General features: G+C 60.2%; 12 protein-coding genes and 1 riboswitch. Of the genes, 4 read left to right on the top strand and 8 right to left on the bottom strand.

What is annotated here, in order from left to right; all coding sequences use genetic code 11:
• Positions 1 to 14: 14 nt before the first annotated feature.
• Positions 15 to 1256 (bottom strand): ROK family transcriptional regulator, encoded by a 1242-nt coding sequence (locus OK142_RS08750; protein ID WP_498682233.1) that lies wholly within the window; start codon positions 1254 to 1256, stop codon positions 15 to 17.
• A 242-nt stretch (positions 1257 to 1498) separates the two neighbouring features.
• On the opposite strand from OK142_RS08750, the gene xylF reads away from it, so the two are divergent.
• The 4 genes from xylF to metE all read left to right on the top strand — a co-directional run bounded on the left by xylF (position 1499) and on the right by metE (position 7467).
• Positions 1499 to 2539, top strand: a complete 1041-nt coding sequence (gene xylF / locus OK142_RS08745; RefSeq protein ID WP_003497403.1) for a D-xylose ABC transporter substrate-binding protein — start codon at positions 1499 to 1501, stop codon at positions 2537 to 2539.
• Between the two features lie 80 nt (positions 2540 to 2619).
• Positions 2620 to 3933, top strand: a complete 1314-nt coding sequence (locus OK142_RS08740; RefSeq protein WP_137039138.1) for a sugar ABC transporter permease — start codon at positions 2620 to 2622, stop codon at positions 3931 to 3933.
• Between the two features lie 18 nt (positions 3934 to 3951).
• On the top strand, positions 3952 to 4734 hold the full coding sequence (locus OK142_RS08735) for an ATP-binding cassette domain-containing protein (protein ID WP_082185495.1): 783 nt from the start codon (positions 3952 to 3954) through the stop codon (positions 4732 to 4734).
• Between the two features lie 69 nt (positions 4735 to 4803).
• Positions 4804 to 5019: riboswitch (cobalamin riboswitch) on the top strand.
• A 99-nt stretch (positions 5020 to 5118) separates the two neighbouring features.
• Positions 5119 to 7467 (top strand): 5-methyltetrahydropteroyltriglutamate--homocysteine S-methyltransferase, encoded by a 2349-nt coding sequence (gene metE / locus OK142_RS08730; RefSeq protein WP_498682231.1) that lies wholly within the window; start codon positions 5119 to 5121, stop codon positions 7465 to 7467.
• Positions 7468 to 7664: 197 nt separating this feature from the next.
• Here metE and OK142_RS08725 read toward each other — a convergent pair whose 3' ends face one another.
• The 7 genes from OK142_RS08725 to OK142_RS08695 all read right to left on the bottom strand — a co-directional run bounded on the left by OK142_RS08725 (position 7665) and on the right by OK142_RS08695 (position 14042).
• Positions 7665 to 7898, bottom strand: coding sequence for a hypothetical protein (locus tag OK142_RS08725; protein ID WP_313613627.1), 234 nt, complete (start codon positions 7896 to 7898; stop codon positions 7665 to 7667).
• 94 nt (positions 7899 to 7992) lie between these two features.
• Positions 7993 to 8430, bottom strand: a complete 438-nt coding sequence (locus tag OK142_RS08720; RefSeq protein WP_498682229.1) for a helix-turn-helix domain-containing protein — start codon at positions 8428 to 8430, stop codon at positions 7993 to 7995.
• A 136-nt stretch (positions 8431 to 8566) separates the two neighbouring features.
• Entirely contained in the window at positions 8567 to 9709 is a 1143-nt protein-coding gene (locus tag OK142_RS08715) for a hypothetical protein (RefSeq protein ID WP_498682228.1), read from the bottom strand.
• Positions 9706 to 10419 carry a TfuA-like protein gene (locus OK142_RS08710; RefSeq protein ID WP_498682227.1) on the bottom strand — a complete coding sequence of 238 codons (714 nt, stop codon included), beginning with the start codon at positions 10417 to 10419 and terminating at the stop codon, positions 9706 to 9708. The genes OK142_RS08715 and OK142_RS08710 overlap by 4 nt, the downstream gene beginning before the upstream one ends.
• Entirely contained in the window at positions 10419 to 11636 is a 1218-nt protein-coding gene (locus tag OK142_RS08705) for a YcaO-like family protein (RefSeq protein ID WP_498682225.1), read from the bottom strand. The genes OK142_RS08710 and OK142_RS08705 overlap by 1 nt, the downstream gene beginning before the upstream one ends.
• A gap of 16 nt (positions 11637 to 11652) precedes the next feature.
• Positions 11653 to 12081 carry a hypothetical protein gene (locus OK142_RS08700; protein WP_498682224.1) on the bottom strand — a complete coding sequence of 143 codons (429 nt, stop codon included), beginning with the start codon at positions 12079 to 12081 and terminating at the stop codon, positions 11653 to 11655.
• 8 nt (positions 12082 to 12089) lie between these two features.
• Complete coding sequence (locus tag OK142_RS08695) at positions 12090 to 14042, bottom strand: BTAD domain-containing putative transcriptional regulator (protein ID WP_164056788.1); 1953 nt, start codon at positions 14040 to 14042, stop codon at positions 12090 to 12092.
• Between the last annotated feature and the right edge of the window lie 109 nt (positions 14043 to 14151).

The raw sequence follows: 14151 nt of genomic DNA, 5'->3' as shown, positions 1-14151 counted from the left end.
CACGAGTTGCCCTGTCAGCCCGCGGAATTCCTCACCGCTCTGTCAGGGCCGTCGGCGCTCAATATATAATCGTCGGCGGCGGAAAGCGCGTGTTCCATATGCCCTTCGAACACCAGTTCCGGTTCGTCGGGTGCGATGTCGATTTTTGGCATTCCGCCGAAGCGCACGGCTTGGGATTGCGCAAGGCCGTCATGAAGTCCACTTTCCAGAAGGTCGAAATAGCGTGTGCCGGGGCCGGTGATGAAAACCGGCATATGGCCATGCAGGCTGAACAGGCGTGAAAGACCGTTGCCGAGCGCAAGTCCCGCAGTCCGGAAGGCAAAACGGGCCATGCGCGCGCCGGCGCGGGCAGAGGCGGCGATCTTGTCCACCTCGGCAATCGGCACGAATTTCGCCGGTTCCGCCTGTGGCGGCGCTTCGAAGGCCGAGCGCAGGATCGCATAAAATCCGGAATAGGCCTCGATACAGCCTTTGGTGCCGCAGCGGCACAGCGCGCCATCCGCCAGATGCAGCATATGGCCGAAATTGGGGGCACTCACCTCGATCGCCCCATCCGGGGCGGTGCGGGCAATGCCGAGGCCGATGCTGTGCCCCAGCGAAAGGGTAACTAGTGCCTCCGGTGCCGGGCTCTCCTTTTCCTTTGCCTGCTGCCGCATCCAGATGGCTTTTGCGGCCAGCAGGGTTTCGTTGTTCAGCGTCACGCGGATGCGGCCGTCCTGCGAAATGAGTTGCTGGAAATCTATCTTTTCATTGCCCAGCACCGGGGACCAGACGAGTGCCGCCGTTGCCGCATCCACAAGTCCCTTGCTGCTGATCGATACCTGGAGAATATCGTGCCGATCGATGCGCGAGCGGTCCGCAAGCCTTGCCAGACCGGCCAGGATCGATTGGCCGAACATGCCTTTTTCAGCCGCGATCCTCTGTTCGGTGAAGCGGTCCACCAGCTTGCCGGCGTAATCGACGAGCGAATATTGCACGCTGTCGGATGAAATGATGACGATGGCGACGTGGCAGAAGGCGCCGCGCGGCCCAAAGAGAATACGCGGCCGCCCGCGGCCCGTAGTGGCAAGCTGCTCTTTGCGCAGGATGAGGCCTGCGCGCTCCAGCTCCATGGTAATGGCGGAGACCGTGGCGGAGGCAAGCCCGGTGAAGGACGACATTTCGGTATGCGAAAGGCTGCCGTGCAGGCGCAATGCCGCCATTACAGACAGGCTGTTTTTCTGGCGCACCAGTTCCGTACTTGCAATGGCGGACATGGGCTGGGGCCTGCTCCCTGAACGGCTTTTTCCTGTCGTGCTCACCCCGTCTGATGGCGCATGCCACACACAAGATCAAGGCACCCGGATGCTGCCCGCAGCCGTTGTTGACAGCATTAGGAATCTCTGACATTAATTTTCTCGACTGTCGAGAAAATTGTGAAACCACAGAGACCGGCAGCTTTTTTCCGGGCGTTTTCCCTGCATGGAGGTGCAGGCTTCGCCCTTACCGGGAGGACATCATGAATTCATTTGCCAAGCTTTTGGCGGGTACGGCCGTACTCGTTTCCCTGCACACCGCCGCCATCGCGGCCGATCTCGTTGTCGGCGTTTCCTGGTCGAATTTCCAGGAGGAGCGCTGGAAGACGGATGAGGCGGCGATCAAGGCAGCACTCGACAAGGCCGGTGCGAAATACATTTCCGCCGATGCGCAGTCGTCTGCCGCAAAGCAGCTGACCGACGTGGAATCGCTGATTTCCCAGGGCGCAAACGCGCTGATCATTCTGGCGCAGGATAGCGACGCGATTGGCCCGGCGGTCGAAAAAGCCGTTGCCGAAGGCATTCCGGTCGTTGGTTACGACCGCCTGATCGAAAACCAGAACGCCTTCTACATCACCTTCGACAACAAGGAAGTCGGTCGTCTTCAGGCAGCCGAAGTCTTCAAGGTCAAGCCGGAAGGCAATTACGTCTTCATCAAGGGCTCTTCTTCCGATCCGAATGCGGACTTCCTGTTCGCCGGTCAGCAGGAAGTGCTGAAGGCGGCCATCGACGGCGGCAAGATCAAGAATGTCGGCGAGGCCTATACCGATGGCTGGAAGCCGGAAAATGCCCAGAAGAACATGGAGCAGTTCCTGACCAAGAACAACAACAAGGTCGATGCGGTCGTCGCCTCGAATGACGGCACGGCCGGTGGCGCAATCGCCGCTCTCGCCGCGCAGGGCCTTGCCGGTTCGGTTCCTGTTTCCGGTCAGGATGCCGATTTCGCCGCGCTCAACCGTGTCGCGCTCGGCACGCAGACGGTGTCGGTCTGGAAAGACAGCCGTGAACTTGGCAAGGAAGCGGCCGGCATCGCGCTGGAACTGGCCGGTGGCAAGAAGATGACGGAAATCAAGGGCGTCACCAGCTTTGATGGCGGTCCGAAAAAAGTGGCAATGCAGTCGGTCTTCCTCAAGCCCATCGCCATTACCAAGGACAATCTGAACGTCGTCATCGACGCCGGCTGGATCAAGAAGGAAACGGCCTGCCAGGGTGTGAAGGCCGGAACCGTCAAGGCCTGCAACTGAGACCGATAGGTTGACGTTTTGGGCGCCGCGCCACGGCATGTGGTGCGGCGCCTTTCAGATGTAAGGAGGACCGGCAGTCCATGGCCGACATGACACAATCCAATTCCACAGCGTCCCCCAAGACGGAAAAGACAGGCTCGATTACGCGCTTCATCAGCGCCACAGAGCTGGATACCCGCCTGCTCGGCATGGTCGGCGCGCTTCTTCTGATCTGGATCGGTTTCCACATTCTTTCGGGCGGGCTGTTCCTGACGCCGAGAAACCTCTGGAACCTCTCCGTGCAGACCGCTTCCGTGGCGGTGATGGCAACCGGCATGGTGCTTGTCATCGTCACCCGCAATATTGATCTCTCTGTCGGGTCGATCCTCGGTTTTTCCGGCATGATCATGGGTGTCATGCAGGCGGAAATCCTGCCGCAGATCCTCGGCTTCGAACATTGGGCGACATGGATTGTCACGCTCTTGGTCGGCATCCTCGTCGGCGGCGCCATCGGCATGCTGCAGGGCTCGATTATCGCTTTCCTGAACGTGCCGTCGTTCATCGTCACGCTCGGCGGCCTGCTCGTCTGGCGCGGCGGCACCTGGTTCATCACCAGCGGCCGTACCGTGGCGCCGATGGATTCCACCTTCCGCCTGATGGGCGGCGGCACCAGCGGCTCGATCGGCGCGACATGGAGTTGGATCGCCGCCATTGTCGCCTGCGTCGCCATCGTTGCCGCCATTTTGAATTCCCGCCACCAGCGCCGCCGTTTCGGTTTTCCGCTGCGGCCGGTCTGGGCGGAATATTTTCTGGTGGCGCTCGGCTGCCTCGTCGTTGTCGGTTTTGTGGCTGTGGTCAACAGCTATCCCTGGCCGATCAACATCGCCCGCAACTATGCCGACGCCAATGGCATCGCCTGGCCGGAAGGCGGGCTGTTCATTTCGCACGGCATCGCCATTCCGGTTCTGATGGCACTCGCCGTCGGGGCGGTGATGACCTTCATTGCCACACGACTGCGATTCGGACGTTATGTCTTCGCCATCGGCGGCAACCCTGAAGCGGCGGAACTCGCCGGTATCAAGACCCGCTGGGTCACGGTGAAGATATTCACGCTGATGGGCGTTCTGTGCGCCATTGCCGCGGCAATCTCGACTGCCCGCCTCAACGCGGCCACCAATGCGCAGGGCGAACTGGACGAGCTCTATACGATTGCGGCGGCCGTCATCGGCGGCACCTCGCTTGCCGGTGGTGTGGGAACCATTGCGGGCGCGATGCTCGGCGCGCTCGTCATGCAATCGCTGCAATCCGGCATGGTGCTCGTGGGCATCGATACGCCCTTCCAGCGCATCGTCGTCGGTGTGGTTCTGGTCGTCGCCGTCTGGCTCGACACCATTTACCGCGCCCGCGCCAAGTAAGAACCGAGGAGAACCCCAATGACGGACCAAGTCACGCCCCTCGTGGAAATGCGCAATATTTCCATTTCCTTCGGCGGCATCCACGCGGTGGAAAACGCCTCTGTCGATCTTTTCCCCGGCGAGGTGGTCGCTCTTCTCGGCCACAATGGCGCGGGAAAATCGACGCTCATCAAAATCCTCTCCGGTGCATATCGGCGTGACGGCGGCGATATCCTCATCAACGGTGAGGATGCGGATATCCGCAATCCCCGCGACGCCAAGAAATACGGCATCGAGACCATCTATCAGACGCTGGCTGTGGCGGATAATGTCGATGCGGCGGCCAATCTCTATCTCGGCCGTGAGCTGAAGACAAAATGGGGCACGCTTGACGATGTCGCCATGGAAGCCTCGGCCCGCGAGGTCATGGGGCGTCTCAACCCCAATTTCCGGCGGTTCAAGGAGCCGGTGAAGGCACTTTCGGGTGGCCAGAGGCAATCCGTCGCCATCGCCCGCGCCATTCTGTTCGACGCCCGCATCCTCATCATGGACGAGCCGACGGCAGCACTCGGGCCGCAGGAAACGGCGCAGGTCGGCGATCTCGTCAAGGAACTGAAACGGCAGGGCATCGGCATCTTCCTCATCAGCCACGATATTCACGACGTCTTCGATCTGGCGGACCGGGTCTTCGTGATGAAAAACGGCAAGGTGGTCGGCCATGCCCGCACTGAGGATGTGACGAAGGACGAGGTTCTCGGCATGATCATTCTCGGCAAGGTGCCGCCAGGTGCCGTGCCGGGACCGGGCGCAGTCGTCTCCTGAGTAGTCGCCCTCAATGAAATAAAGATATAAAGATTTCTTTATGTCTATTGACATCATGATGCCCGTGGTGAGAAATGCGGGTGTCATGGTTCTCCGGGCCTGATTGTTTCAATCCCGGAGCTAAGAGGGAATCCGGTGCGCCATTAATTGGCAAGACCGGAGCTGCCCCCGCAACTGTAAGCGGCGAGCCTTTGTCCATCAACGTCACTGGGGTGAAAGCCCCGGGAAGACGGGCAAAGGCGACGACCCGTAAGTCAGGAGACCTGCCAGGACAAAATAACGTCCACGGGCGGGGTGTCCCGGTGGTTGCTCGTTGGCCCGGCAACGGCTGGGCCCGCACGCGTCCGCTTTACCCATGCCCCCACAACCAAATGGGGTATGACAATGTCAAACAAGACCATTCCAGTCGCATCGCTCGGTTTCCCGAGGATCGGCCGCCACCGCGAATTGAAGTTCGCGCTTGAAGGCTTCTGGTCGGGAAAGATTTCCGAGCCGGAACTTCTTGAAACCGCCGCTAAACTGCGCGCCGAAAACTGGGCGCAGCAGCAGCAAAAGGGGATTACCCATATCCCGTCCAACGATTTTTCCCTCTATGATCACGTGCTCGATACGGCCGTGATGGTGGGCGCCATTCCCTCCGTTTACGCATGGACGGGCGGAGAAGTATCGCTGTCGACCTATTTCGCCATGGCGCGCGGCAGCCAGAGCGAAGGCCATGCGGGTTGCAGCCATGGTCATGAAGGGCATGCGCACCACGGTCAGGGCGTTCCGGCGCTGGAAATGACCAAGTGGTTCGACACCAATTATCATTACATGGTCCCGGAGGTTTCCGAGGATCAGCATTTCGCGCTCACCTCGCAAAAGCCGGTCGATCATTTCCTCGAGGCAAAGGCGCTCGGTATCCATACGCGTCCGGTCATCCTCGGCCCGGTCACCTTCCTGAAGCTTGCCAAGGCGCGTGAGGCGGCCTTCAAGCCGCTCGATCTGCTGGCCAGACTGCTGCCGGTCTATGAAGAACTGCTGCTCCGCCTGCATGCGGCCGGTGCGGACTGGGTGCAGGTTGATGAACCGGTTGCCGCCCTGGACCTTTCCGAGGGTGAGCGTCATGCGCTGACTGTTTCCTATCAGGCTTTGTCGAAAGCCGCGCCGGATCTGAAAATCCTCGTCGCGACCTATTTCGGCGGTCTTGAGGATAATCTGGAGGCTGTCACCGCACTTCCGGTCGCGGGTCTTCATATTGATCTCGTGCGTGCGCCCGGTGAACTAGAGCCGGTACTGAAAGCATTGCCCGCAGAGAGCGTCCTGTCTCTCGGCGTCATCGACGGCCGCAACATCTGGCGTGCCGATCTCGCCGCGATCATCGGCAAGCTGGAAGCCGCCATTGCCACGCGGGGCGCGGCGTCGTTTCAAATCGCGCCTTCCTGCTCGCTCTTGCATGTCCCTGTTGATCTCGAACTGGAAACCGGTCTTGATGCTGATCTGAAAAGCTGGCTTTCCTTCGCCACCCAGAAGCTCGGTGAGCTTGCCACGCTCGGCAGGGCGTTCGGTGAGGGCAAGGCAACTGTGACTGCGGAGCTGGAAGCCGCCACCAAGGCGATTGCCGAACGTGCATCATCGCCAAAGGTGACTGATGTTGCCGTGCAGAGCCGTATCGCAACGATTGGCGAAGCCGACAGGAAGCGGACGAGCGCTTTTGCCGAGCGGCAGAAGGTGCAGTCGCAGGCCATTGCGCTGCCGCTTTTCCCGACAACCACCATCGGCTCCTTCCCGCAGACGCCGGAGGTGCGAAAGGCTCGCTCCGCACATTCGAAGGGCGCCCTGACCGATGCGCAATATGAAAGTTTCCTGCAGAAGGAAACGGAAGCGACCATCCGCTGGCAGGAGGAAATCGGCCTCGACGTGCTCGTTCATGGCGAGTTCGAGCGCAACGACATGGTACAATATTTCGGGGAGCAACTATCCGGCTTCGCCTTCACGCAGCACGCGTGGGTGCAGAGCTACGGCTCGCGATACGTTCGCCCGCCGATCATTTTCGGTGATGTGTCGCGTCCGAATCCGATGACGGTTCGCTGGTGGGAATATTCCCAGTCGCTGACTGAAAAGCCGGTCAAGGGCATGTTGACGGGGCCCGTGACGATCCTCAACTGGTCCTTCGTTCGCGACGATATCGCCAGAAGCGTGACGTGCCGCCAGATTGCGCTTGCCATCCGCGACGAGGTCAATGATCTCGAGGCAGCCGGGGCGAAGATGATCCAGATTGACGAAGCAGCGCTGCGTGAGGGCCTGCCGCTTCGGCATCGTGACTGGCAGGACTATCTCGGCTGGGCGGTGGAATCCTTCCGCATTTGCTCAAGCGGCGTGGAGGACCGGACACAGGTTCACACCCATATGTGCTATTCGGAATTCAACCAGATCATCGATGCGATCGCGGCCATGGATGCGGACGTGATCTCCATCGAGACCTCGCGTTCGAAGATGGAATTGCTGGATGCCTTCCGAACCTACAAATATCCGAACCAGATCGGCCCCGGCGTGTACGACATCCATTCGCCGCGTGTGCCGGCAGTGGGAGAGATGGTCGATCTTCTGGCGCTGGCGCGGAAGCGGCTTGACGACCGGCAGCTCTGGATCAACCCCGATTGCGGCCTGAAAACCCGCAAGTGGGAAGAGGTGAGGCCGGCACTCGTCAATATGGTGGCTGCGGCGGCCGAGCTTCGCCGGGCCGTGGTCTGATATGAAGCGAGGCCCGGCAAACCGGGCCTCGCTCATCGCTTGCGCGAAGAAGTTTGGGAAGGGGTGTAAGGATGCTTTTGTCCGGCGGGATGGAGCCGGCCGGACCGGCAAACGGAAGCGATCCCGAGCGTTTGCGACTGGAGGTCGATATAGACGCTCGATTTCGCGGATTTACGCCATTTCGGACGCGGAGGCGTTCAATGCAGATCGGACGATGCGAAACCGCTGCCGTTCAGCTCTGCGCCCGCCGGCGGCATTCCGTGCTGGTTGATATCCTGGGCCAGCGACAACAACGCCATTTCGAGGAAATAGGTCGACATGCCCAGTTCCATGGATTTCGAACGCTGGCAAAGATAGGAAACCATCCTACCAAGGGCCAGAATCTCGTCTGCATTGTCCTGTTCAAGTATTGCTGTGGTAGACGCCGCCATGCTTCCCTCTCGACAATCGACAGTATGAAAACGCGTGGATATCGCGTTGTTCAATTTCGACCATATCGAGCGTCACGCGAGCGTCACACCTGCGTCAATCATCGTTCTTGTTTTCCGGCGTCACTGCATTTTCCGCTGTTTCAGTCGCAGCGAGCGATGTGACGAGTGCAACAATGCTTCTGCGCACGGATGTGCTCTTGATGCGGGAAAATGCCTGGTTCAGCGAAAAGCCTTCGTTCGAAGCGACGAATGTCTGCATGGCATTGATCGTGCCAAGGGCCGGATTGCCGGCGCCGCCATCGGGCGTTGCATTGGCGAACAGGGAGCTGACATCGACGCCGAGAACGGACGCAATGGCCTGCAGACGCGACGCGCCGACGCGATTGGCGCCTTTTTCGTACTTCTGGACCTGCTGGAAAGTAATTCCCAACCGGCCTGCCAGTGCACTCTGACTCATGCCGAGCGACTTGCGGCGCATTCTGATTTGTGCGCCCACATGTACGTCGATCGGGCTGGGTAGTTTGGCCTGCATGTTGAATTCCTCCAGTTGTGAGGTCTTAAATCGGATAAATATCAATTAATATTGTTGAAGGTATACATTCAACACAATTTCCACGGGTATTGTAGTCCATTATTGAGAAAATAACGACGTTTTTCCTTTGCCAACCCTATGCAGGGCCACGGTTTATCACCTTGGTTGCACATCGCAGCGCCCCGTTGCGACTAGCAAGATGGCTCCATCCCGCGATGCCGACGGCGTTAAACCCGAGGCTTTCCCAAATTTGCCGGTTTTCTCGGTCGAAAATCCCAAGCGCTTCCGTATCGCCAAAATGCGGGATCCAGACGAATGGTCGTTTTTGACTGGAACGTGTGACATTTTCAAGAAAGACGTTGTTGTAAAGCCGGGGCAGGCATTTCTTCGTATCGATGGCGGGTAAAACCGGGATGGGATTTCGCAGGATCGCAAAACCCTGCCGCGCCAGCGAAACAGCCGATGCGTCCAGTTTCCGTTTCAAATCGGTGGCGGCACGGGCGTCACAGCCGTCAAACGCGACCGGATCGGCGACAAGCAACAGGGGATGACCATCACGTCTCAGGCCGGTAACTGAAACAAACTGGTCGACGTGGAAACCACATTGATGCATTTTTCCGCCGGCCATTGCCTGTGCTGAGGCCCTCGTTTCTGAAAGATCGGATGATGCCGAGGCATTGGCAAGGTCTTCCGGCCGATATCCGAAACTATGCACGGTTCTGCCGTCGAGCGCCTGAACCCGCTGCCATCGTTCGTGAAGGTCGTTCGCAGCACACCGCCCGACTCCGCCATCATCCTGCAGGCTGGAATGGCCCACCAGCCGAAAGTCAGGGCCAACAAGCTGGTTGCCGCCCGCCAGGGTCACATCCGAAAACTCTGCTGCAAACCCGAGACGATCGGCAAGTTGACCGGCGAGAGCATTTCCCGCCGTCGTGACCAGTTCGCCCGCGCCTTCCTTACCCGCCCGGACGTGGAACATATCCTGTATCCACGGATGCGCGACGCCGCTGTTTCCATCAAGCGGCATCAGCGTGGCGGTGCAGGTGGCTCCCAGCCGGTCGAGCCAATTTTGCGCAGGCAGAAGACTGATTCGATCGACGATAACAATGGCCGTTACATCGAAAGGCAGGGCCGAAAGCAGATTTCCGATTGGGACGAGCGGTGACACGCTGTTGTCAGGCCTGTCGTCCGCGAAAAAAGATGCGGGCAGCGCGATCGCGATGGTGTGGATCAGCCCGCCGCAATCTGGCACCAGCGACAGGGATCCGGTAGCGCTCAAGACGCTGTTTCCCGTGCCGTCTGCCGCGCGGCCAATTGCTGAAAAAACATCGTGTTCTGGAATTTCCAGGACAGCGGCAGCGGAGGTGGCAGCGGTTCGCCACCCAGTACTGCCAGAAGTCTGGTCGCGTCATTTTTTTTGATCGACACTGCGTTTGCGGCCAGAAAATTTGCGGTCTTGGGGCCGAGGACGGCCTCAGCTGCGATGGCACGCCATGTCCTGCGGGTAAAATGCAGCTTGCGGGCAGCGCGGAGCAGGGCGTCGTGTGCCTCCGGCTCCATAGAGGGGCGGCATGCTTCCAGCGTCGCTTCGGCATCGACCAGCGCGATCGTAAGAGGGCGAAAGTCGAGTTCGCCGGGTGCGTGGCTCACTGCCACATCGGCGTCGGAAAAACGTCGCCCGTCGTGATAGGCTTCGAAGATTTCGCCGATGCCCGTCATGCCGAAGGCCGCGCATTCCGCAGCCCTCAACGCCCCCATGCTGGCGGCACCGAGGACGGAGACACCATTCGTCAGCGCATGCAGGATTTCCTTGTGCCAGACGGCGGCGCAATCACCATAAAGGCCATCGATCAATGCGATGACCCGCCTACCCTGCCGAACCGCATCGAAAATATCGCCGCAGGCGGCCGGTCCGCGAAGATCGAGGCCGGAGAGGTGGTCAGGGGCAATGCCGTGGATGGACGGGCCTGCAAAAACGACGGCTTTCATCAAAGCCCTCCGATGTTGAGGAGGCCGTCGAGCGTCCGTTGCGATATCTGTTGCAGGCCGCCACCGGCCGGGGAGAGGCCGCTTGCCATAACCCGCACGACATGCAGGCCGGAGACGCCGGTTTCCAGGGGGAATACGTAGATATCCTCGATGCCGCCGGCGAACAGACGTTCCGCAAGCTTTTGCCATTGCGGCAAAGACGGATCGCCATGCGCAAGATCGAGATTGACCGGGGCCGTTTCCACCGGTCGCGCTGCCGAGGCGGAAGGCCCCGGGGAAAACATGTACCGCTGATAGCGCAGAGGAGAGAGGTCATCCCTTGCGCCGCTGATATCCGTTAATCGCGACTGTATCGCCTCCAGCAATGCCGCAACGGCAGCATCATAGGCGCTCGGCCGGCAGGCGGCGCCCGCAGCACTGCGTGTCGCAAGACCGTCCTGCGCGTGGATGGACCGGGGCAGGCTCGCCATCACCACCGGCACGCCGAGCGCATTGGTAAGGTCGAAAAAGGATGGCGGCAGTCCGATATCCGCGAGGCGTTGAACGAGCGCGTCGAAGGAGACGTGGACGCCGGGGGGAAACAGCACCGGTTGCGGGGCAATAGTGCGGGTTTCGAAGGTATCGACGAGAAAGCAGGCGTCGTTTTCAATGAGTTCGAGAAGAGCGTGGAGAAACGCATGGTCATGGTCGAAACCGGCGGCAAGACCCTGTGAACTCATGAGGAAGGCTCGGCGGTCCCAGGGGAAATCCGCCCGGAAATCCATGCCGACGAGTTCATAAGGGGCGAAAATCTCCCTTTGCTGTCGTATGGAAGTGCCCTTTACCCAGGCGCGCTCGTTTTGCAGGTTGAGCATGTCCGGGTTGACACGGCCGACCGTCTCAAAAGGAACGAGCGGAAAGCCTTTGTCGCGCATGTCGTGAATGGAGCCGAAAACGGCGATATGTTTACGCGTGTCTTCGGCGACGGCACCTTCGATCGCTTCCATGATTGCCGAAAGCCGGGCCTGCTCCGCGACAAGTCCCTTGCCCTGCGACACCGACAGGCCGCGTGAATTGGGTCGCGTCGCGAACCAGACGGGTATGCCGATAATATCAAGACCGGTCACATCACCAACACGGGTAATCCCGAACCGCCGAAGCAGCTCGGGATCGAAGAACGAAGCGTCCGCATGTCTTGAAGCCGCTGTCGCTGAATTGGGAGCACCGGCAGCGGTCAAGGCTGCGGGACCCTCATCAGGGTGCCGCGTTGGTGTCGTCGGCCAGGATGGCGTCGAACAGTTCGCCGGTGATGGAACCCGCCGGTCCGACAGCCTTCAGTGCGGCCCCGATCGGAGCCTGCACCATGCGGTTGAAATCCCAGCCGGCATCGACCACTTCGCCGATGAAGGCGAAATCGGCCTCGGAAACCACGGCGCCACCGGCGACGAGGGCTTCGATGCCCTGGATCTGGACCTGATCCAGTTCAGCCTCGGGCTGACCGTCCTGACGAACGAGCATGGCCTTTGCAGCCGCTGCAACGCGGGCATAACCATCCACACCGGGATGGCTCGCTTCATAGGCGGCAATCGTCTCATGCGAGACGGACGCAACCCGGAGCGGCGCCGTGCGAATGAAGAGAACGCCGAAGTCCTTTTTTCCGACAATGAAGAAATGCGAGGACATAATATCTCCTATTTGATCCCAGCTAATCGAAGTGCGTGATAGAATTTTTCATTCGCTATCGGGTCGCGGTCTGGAGACAGACTACTGATCTCCCTCGCCGACATACCCGGATAGTTTTCCTGAAGCCTGCTGCCCGTTTCCCGGGCGGCGGCCAAATCTCCGTGCAGTGCATGGCTTGCGGTCAAGACCCGCAGCGCCGGCTCGTCATTTTCCATGCGTGCGCATAACTCCACCGCCGTGCCGTAATCCTCGCGCTTGAATGCGATGCTGGCGCCCGCCCACCAGTAGATGTCGGGCGCAAGCGGGTTGAGGTCTATGGCCTGCTGAAACTTCTCCCAGGCGATCTCGGCATCGCCGAAATGGGCGAGCGCATCGGCATGCTGGAGCAAAAGGTCGGCGGAGTTGGGCGCAAGCGCCTCCGCCTCGAAGAATTTTTCGGCGGATATGTCGAAATCGCGTTGATAGAGCGCCACCACGGCGCACATCCAGTGGCCAACGCCAAGCGCAGGGTCGATTTCGACGGAGGCGTCGGCCTCGGCCTTGGCGCGGTGCAGCAGGTGGGGGTCGTTGCCGCCCAGCATCAGCCATTCCAGCTGCAGGCTCTGCGCCACGCGGGCGCGGGCAACCGCCATGCCGTGGTCGATATCGACCGCCTTGCGAAACATCGAACGGGCCCTGCGCAGCAGCGGCAGATCACATTTGCCGCGCAGAAGCTGCTGGCCCTCCAGCAATTGCCGGTAGGCCTCGCCGCTGTGGTTGCGGTCGGGCTCAACCTGAAGACGCTCGATCTCGCGGGCAAGGGCTGCGGCCACCTGTTTGGACAGCAGCCGGAAGGCGGCGTGAATCTGCCGTTCGGTCAGGACCGCTTCCAGCGACCAGACGATTTCGCCGGTCGCTTCCTCGATCAGCGCCACCGACATGCGGGTATCGTCGAAAACCGTCGACATGATGCGGTAATCCGCCCGCAACATGGCGTAACTGTCGTCGGTCCGGTCGCGCGTCAGTGCAAAGGTACTGTGCGGTGAAAGGACGGTGAAGGTCCGGTATCGAACCAGGCTGTTGGCGACATCCTCGATGAAGGCCTGCATCACCGGTGAGCCCGGCAGCCCGTCCACCCGCGCCGGCCGGCTAAAGGCGACGCGTGGTTTTGCCGTGGCTTTCCGTCGGCTGCTCTCGTCCGGCTCGGTGGGGGCAGCTATCGTCGAGACGAGACTTTGTATCCTGCGCCGCAGCGCCACGGTTTCTGCTTCCGGAGAGCGCTCTTCCTGGCGCAGCTGTTCCAGCAGAAGCTGGAAAATTCCCTCGCAGGCGCTGGTGTTTCCTATCCGCGCATAGGCTGCCATGGCGGCGCGGTAGGTTTCTTCGCGCTCCGGCTCGATTTTGCGCGCGCATTCGACAAGCCTGGCAATATCGTTCGAACTGGCACGGCCGAAGCGCGTCAGTTCCTCCAGCAGTTGCACATAGCTTGAAAAGAACAGGTCCCTGAGGCGGCGTCGCTCCGACAGCAGCCAGAGGTAGAGATGATCCTGCCCGGTCTCCAGCCCCTCCAGCAATTCGCCGCCGAATTCAAGCAAGGCGTGCAGCCGTCGCATCGGCTCTTCGGCCCTTGCACCGGCAAGGAAGATCGCAAGGTCGGTCCGCTGGGCGAGCTTCCCGGCCTTCAGATCGTTGCCTTCGGTCAGAAGGATGGCTTCGTCCCCGTTGGAGAGCTTCTGAAGGCGCAGAATGAGCTGCCGCAGATTGCCAAGAGCCCTTTTCTGCTCGACATTTTCCCATAGCAGCGATGCGGCGTGCTGGCGGGACAGAGACTGGTTCGGAGCAAGGATAAGGGCGGCGGTAAGGGCAAAACCCTTGGACGGAAAAAAGGCGTCCCGCACCGCTTCACAGCGCGGGGTTCCAAAAAGCCGGATCGATATCAGTTCAGCGTTCCCAGCCACTTTCGTCCCCTCATGAATCACCATCTAACAACGTGCCCGGGAAATTGAAAGTCATCATAGCGTTCCATTTGACGCTGGTGTGACGCGGCTTGGCTATTGTCGCAGACAGAAGCGTGAATGACGGGCGGAAAAC

Origin of the sequence: Agrobacterium sp. BT-220-3 (assembly GCF_025910175.1) — a bacterium.
Lineage (GTDB): Bacteria > Pseudomonadota > Alphaproteobacteria > Rhizobiales > Rhizobiaceae > Agrobacterium > Agrobacterium oryzihabitans.
The sequence above is the reverse complement of the archived record's forward strand: the minus strand, read 5'-3'. Positions and strand labels throughout refer to the sequence as shown.

Bases quoted from the DNA above. Each gene is read 5' to 3' on its own strand.
- OK142_RS08750 (WP_498682233.1), bottom strand. From the start codon at position 1,256: ATGTCCGCCATTGCAAGTACGGAACTGGTGCGCCAGAAAAACAGCCTG.
- xylF (WP_003497403.1), top strand. From the start codon at position 1,499: ATGAATTCATTTGCCAAGCTTTTGGCGGGTACGGCCGTACTCGTTTCC.
- OK142_RS08740 (WP_137039138.1), top strand. From the start codon at position 2,620: ATGGCCGACATGACACAATCCAATTCCACAGCGTCCCCCAAGACGGAA.
- OK142_RS08735 (WP_082185495.1), top strand. From the start codon at position 3,952: ATGACGGACCAAGTCACGCCCCTCGTGGAAATGCGCAATATTTCCATT.
- metE (WP_498682231.1), top strand. From the start codon at position 5,119: ATGTCAAACAAGACCATTCCAGTCGCATCGCTCGGTTTCCCGAGGATC.
- OK142_RS08725 (WP_313613627.1), bottom strand. From the start codon at position 7,898: ATGGCGGCGTCTACCACAGCAATACTTGAACAGGACAATGCAGACGAG.
- OK142_RS08720 (WP_498682229.1), bottom strand. From the start codon at position 8,430: ATGCAGGCCAAACTACCCAGCCCGATCGACGTACATGTGGGCGCACAA.
- OK142_RS08710 (WP_498682227.1), bottom strand. From the start codon at position 10,419: ATGAAAGCCGTCGTTTTTGCAGGCCCGTCCATCCACGGCATTGCCCCT.
- OK142_RS08700 (WP_498682224.1), bottom strand. From the start codon at position 12,081: ATGTCCTCGCATTTCTTCATTGTCGGAAAAAAGGACTTCGGCGTTCTC.
- OK142_RS08695 (WP_164056788.1), bottom strand. From the start codon at position 14,042: ATGGTGATTCATGAGGGGACGAAAGTGGCTGGGAACGCTGAACTGATA.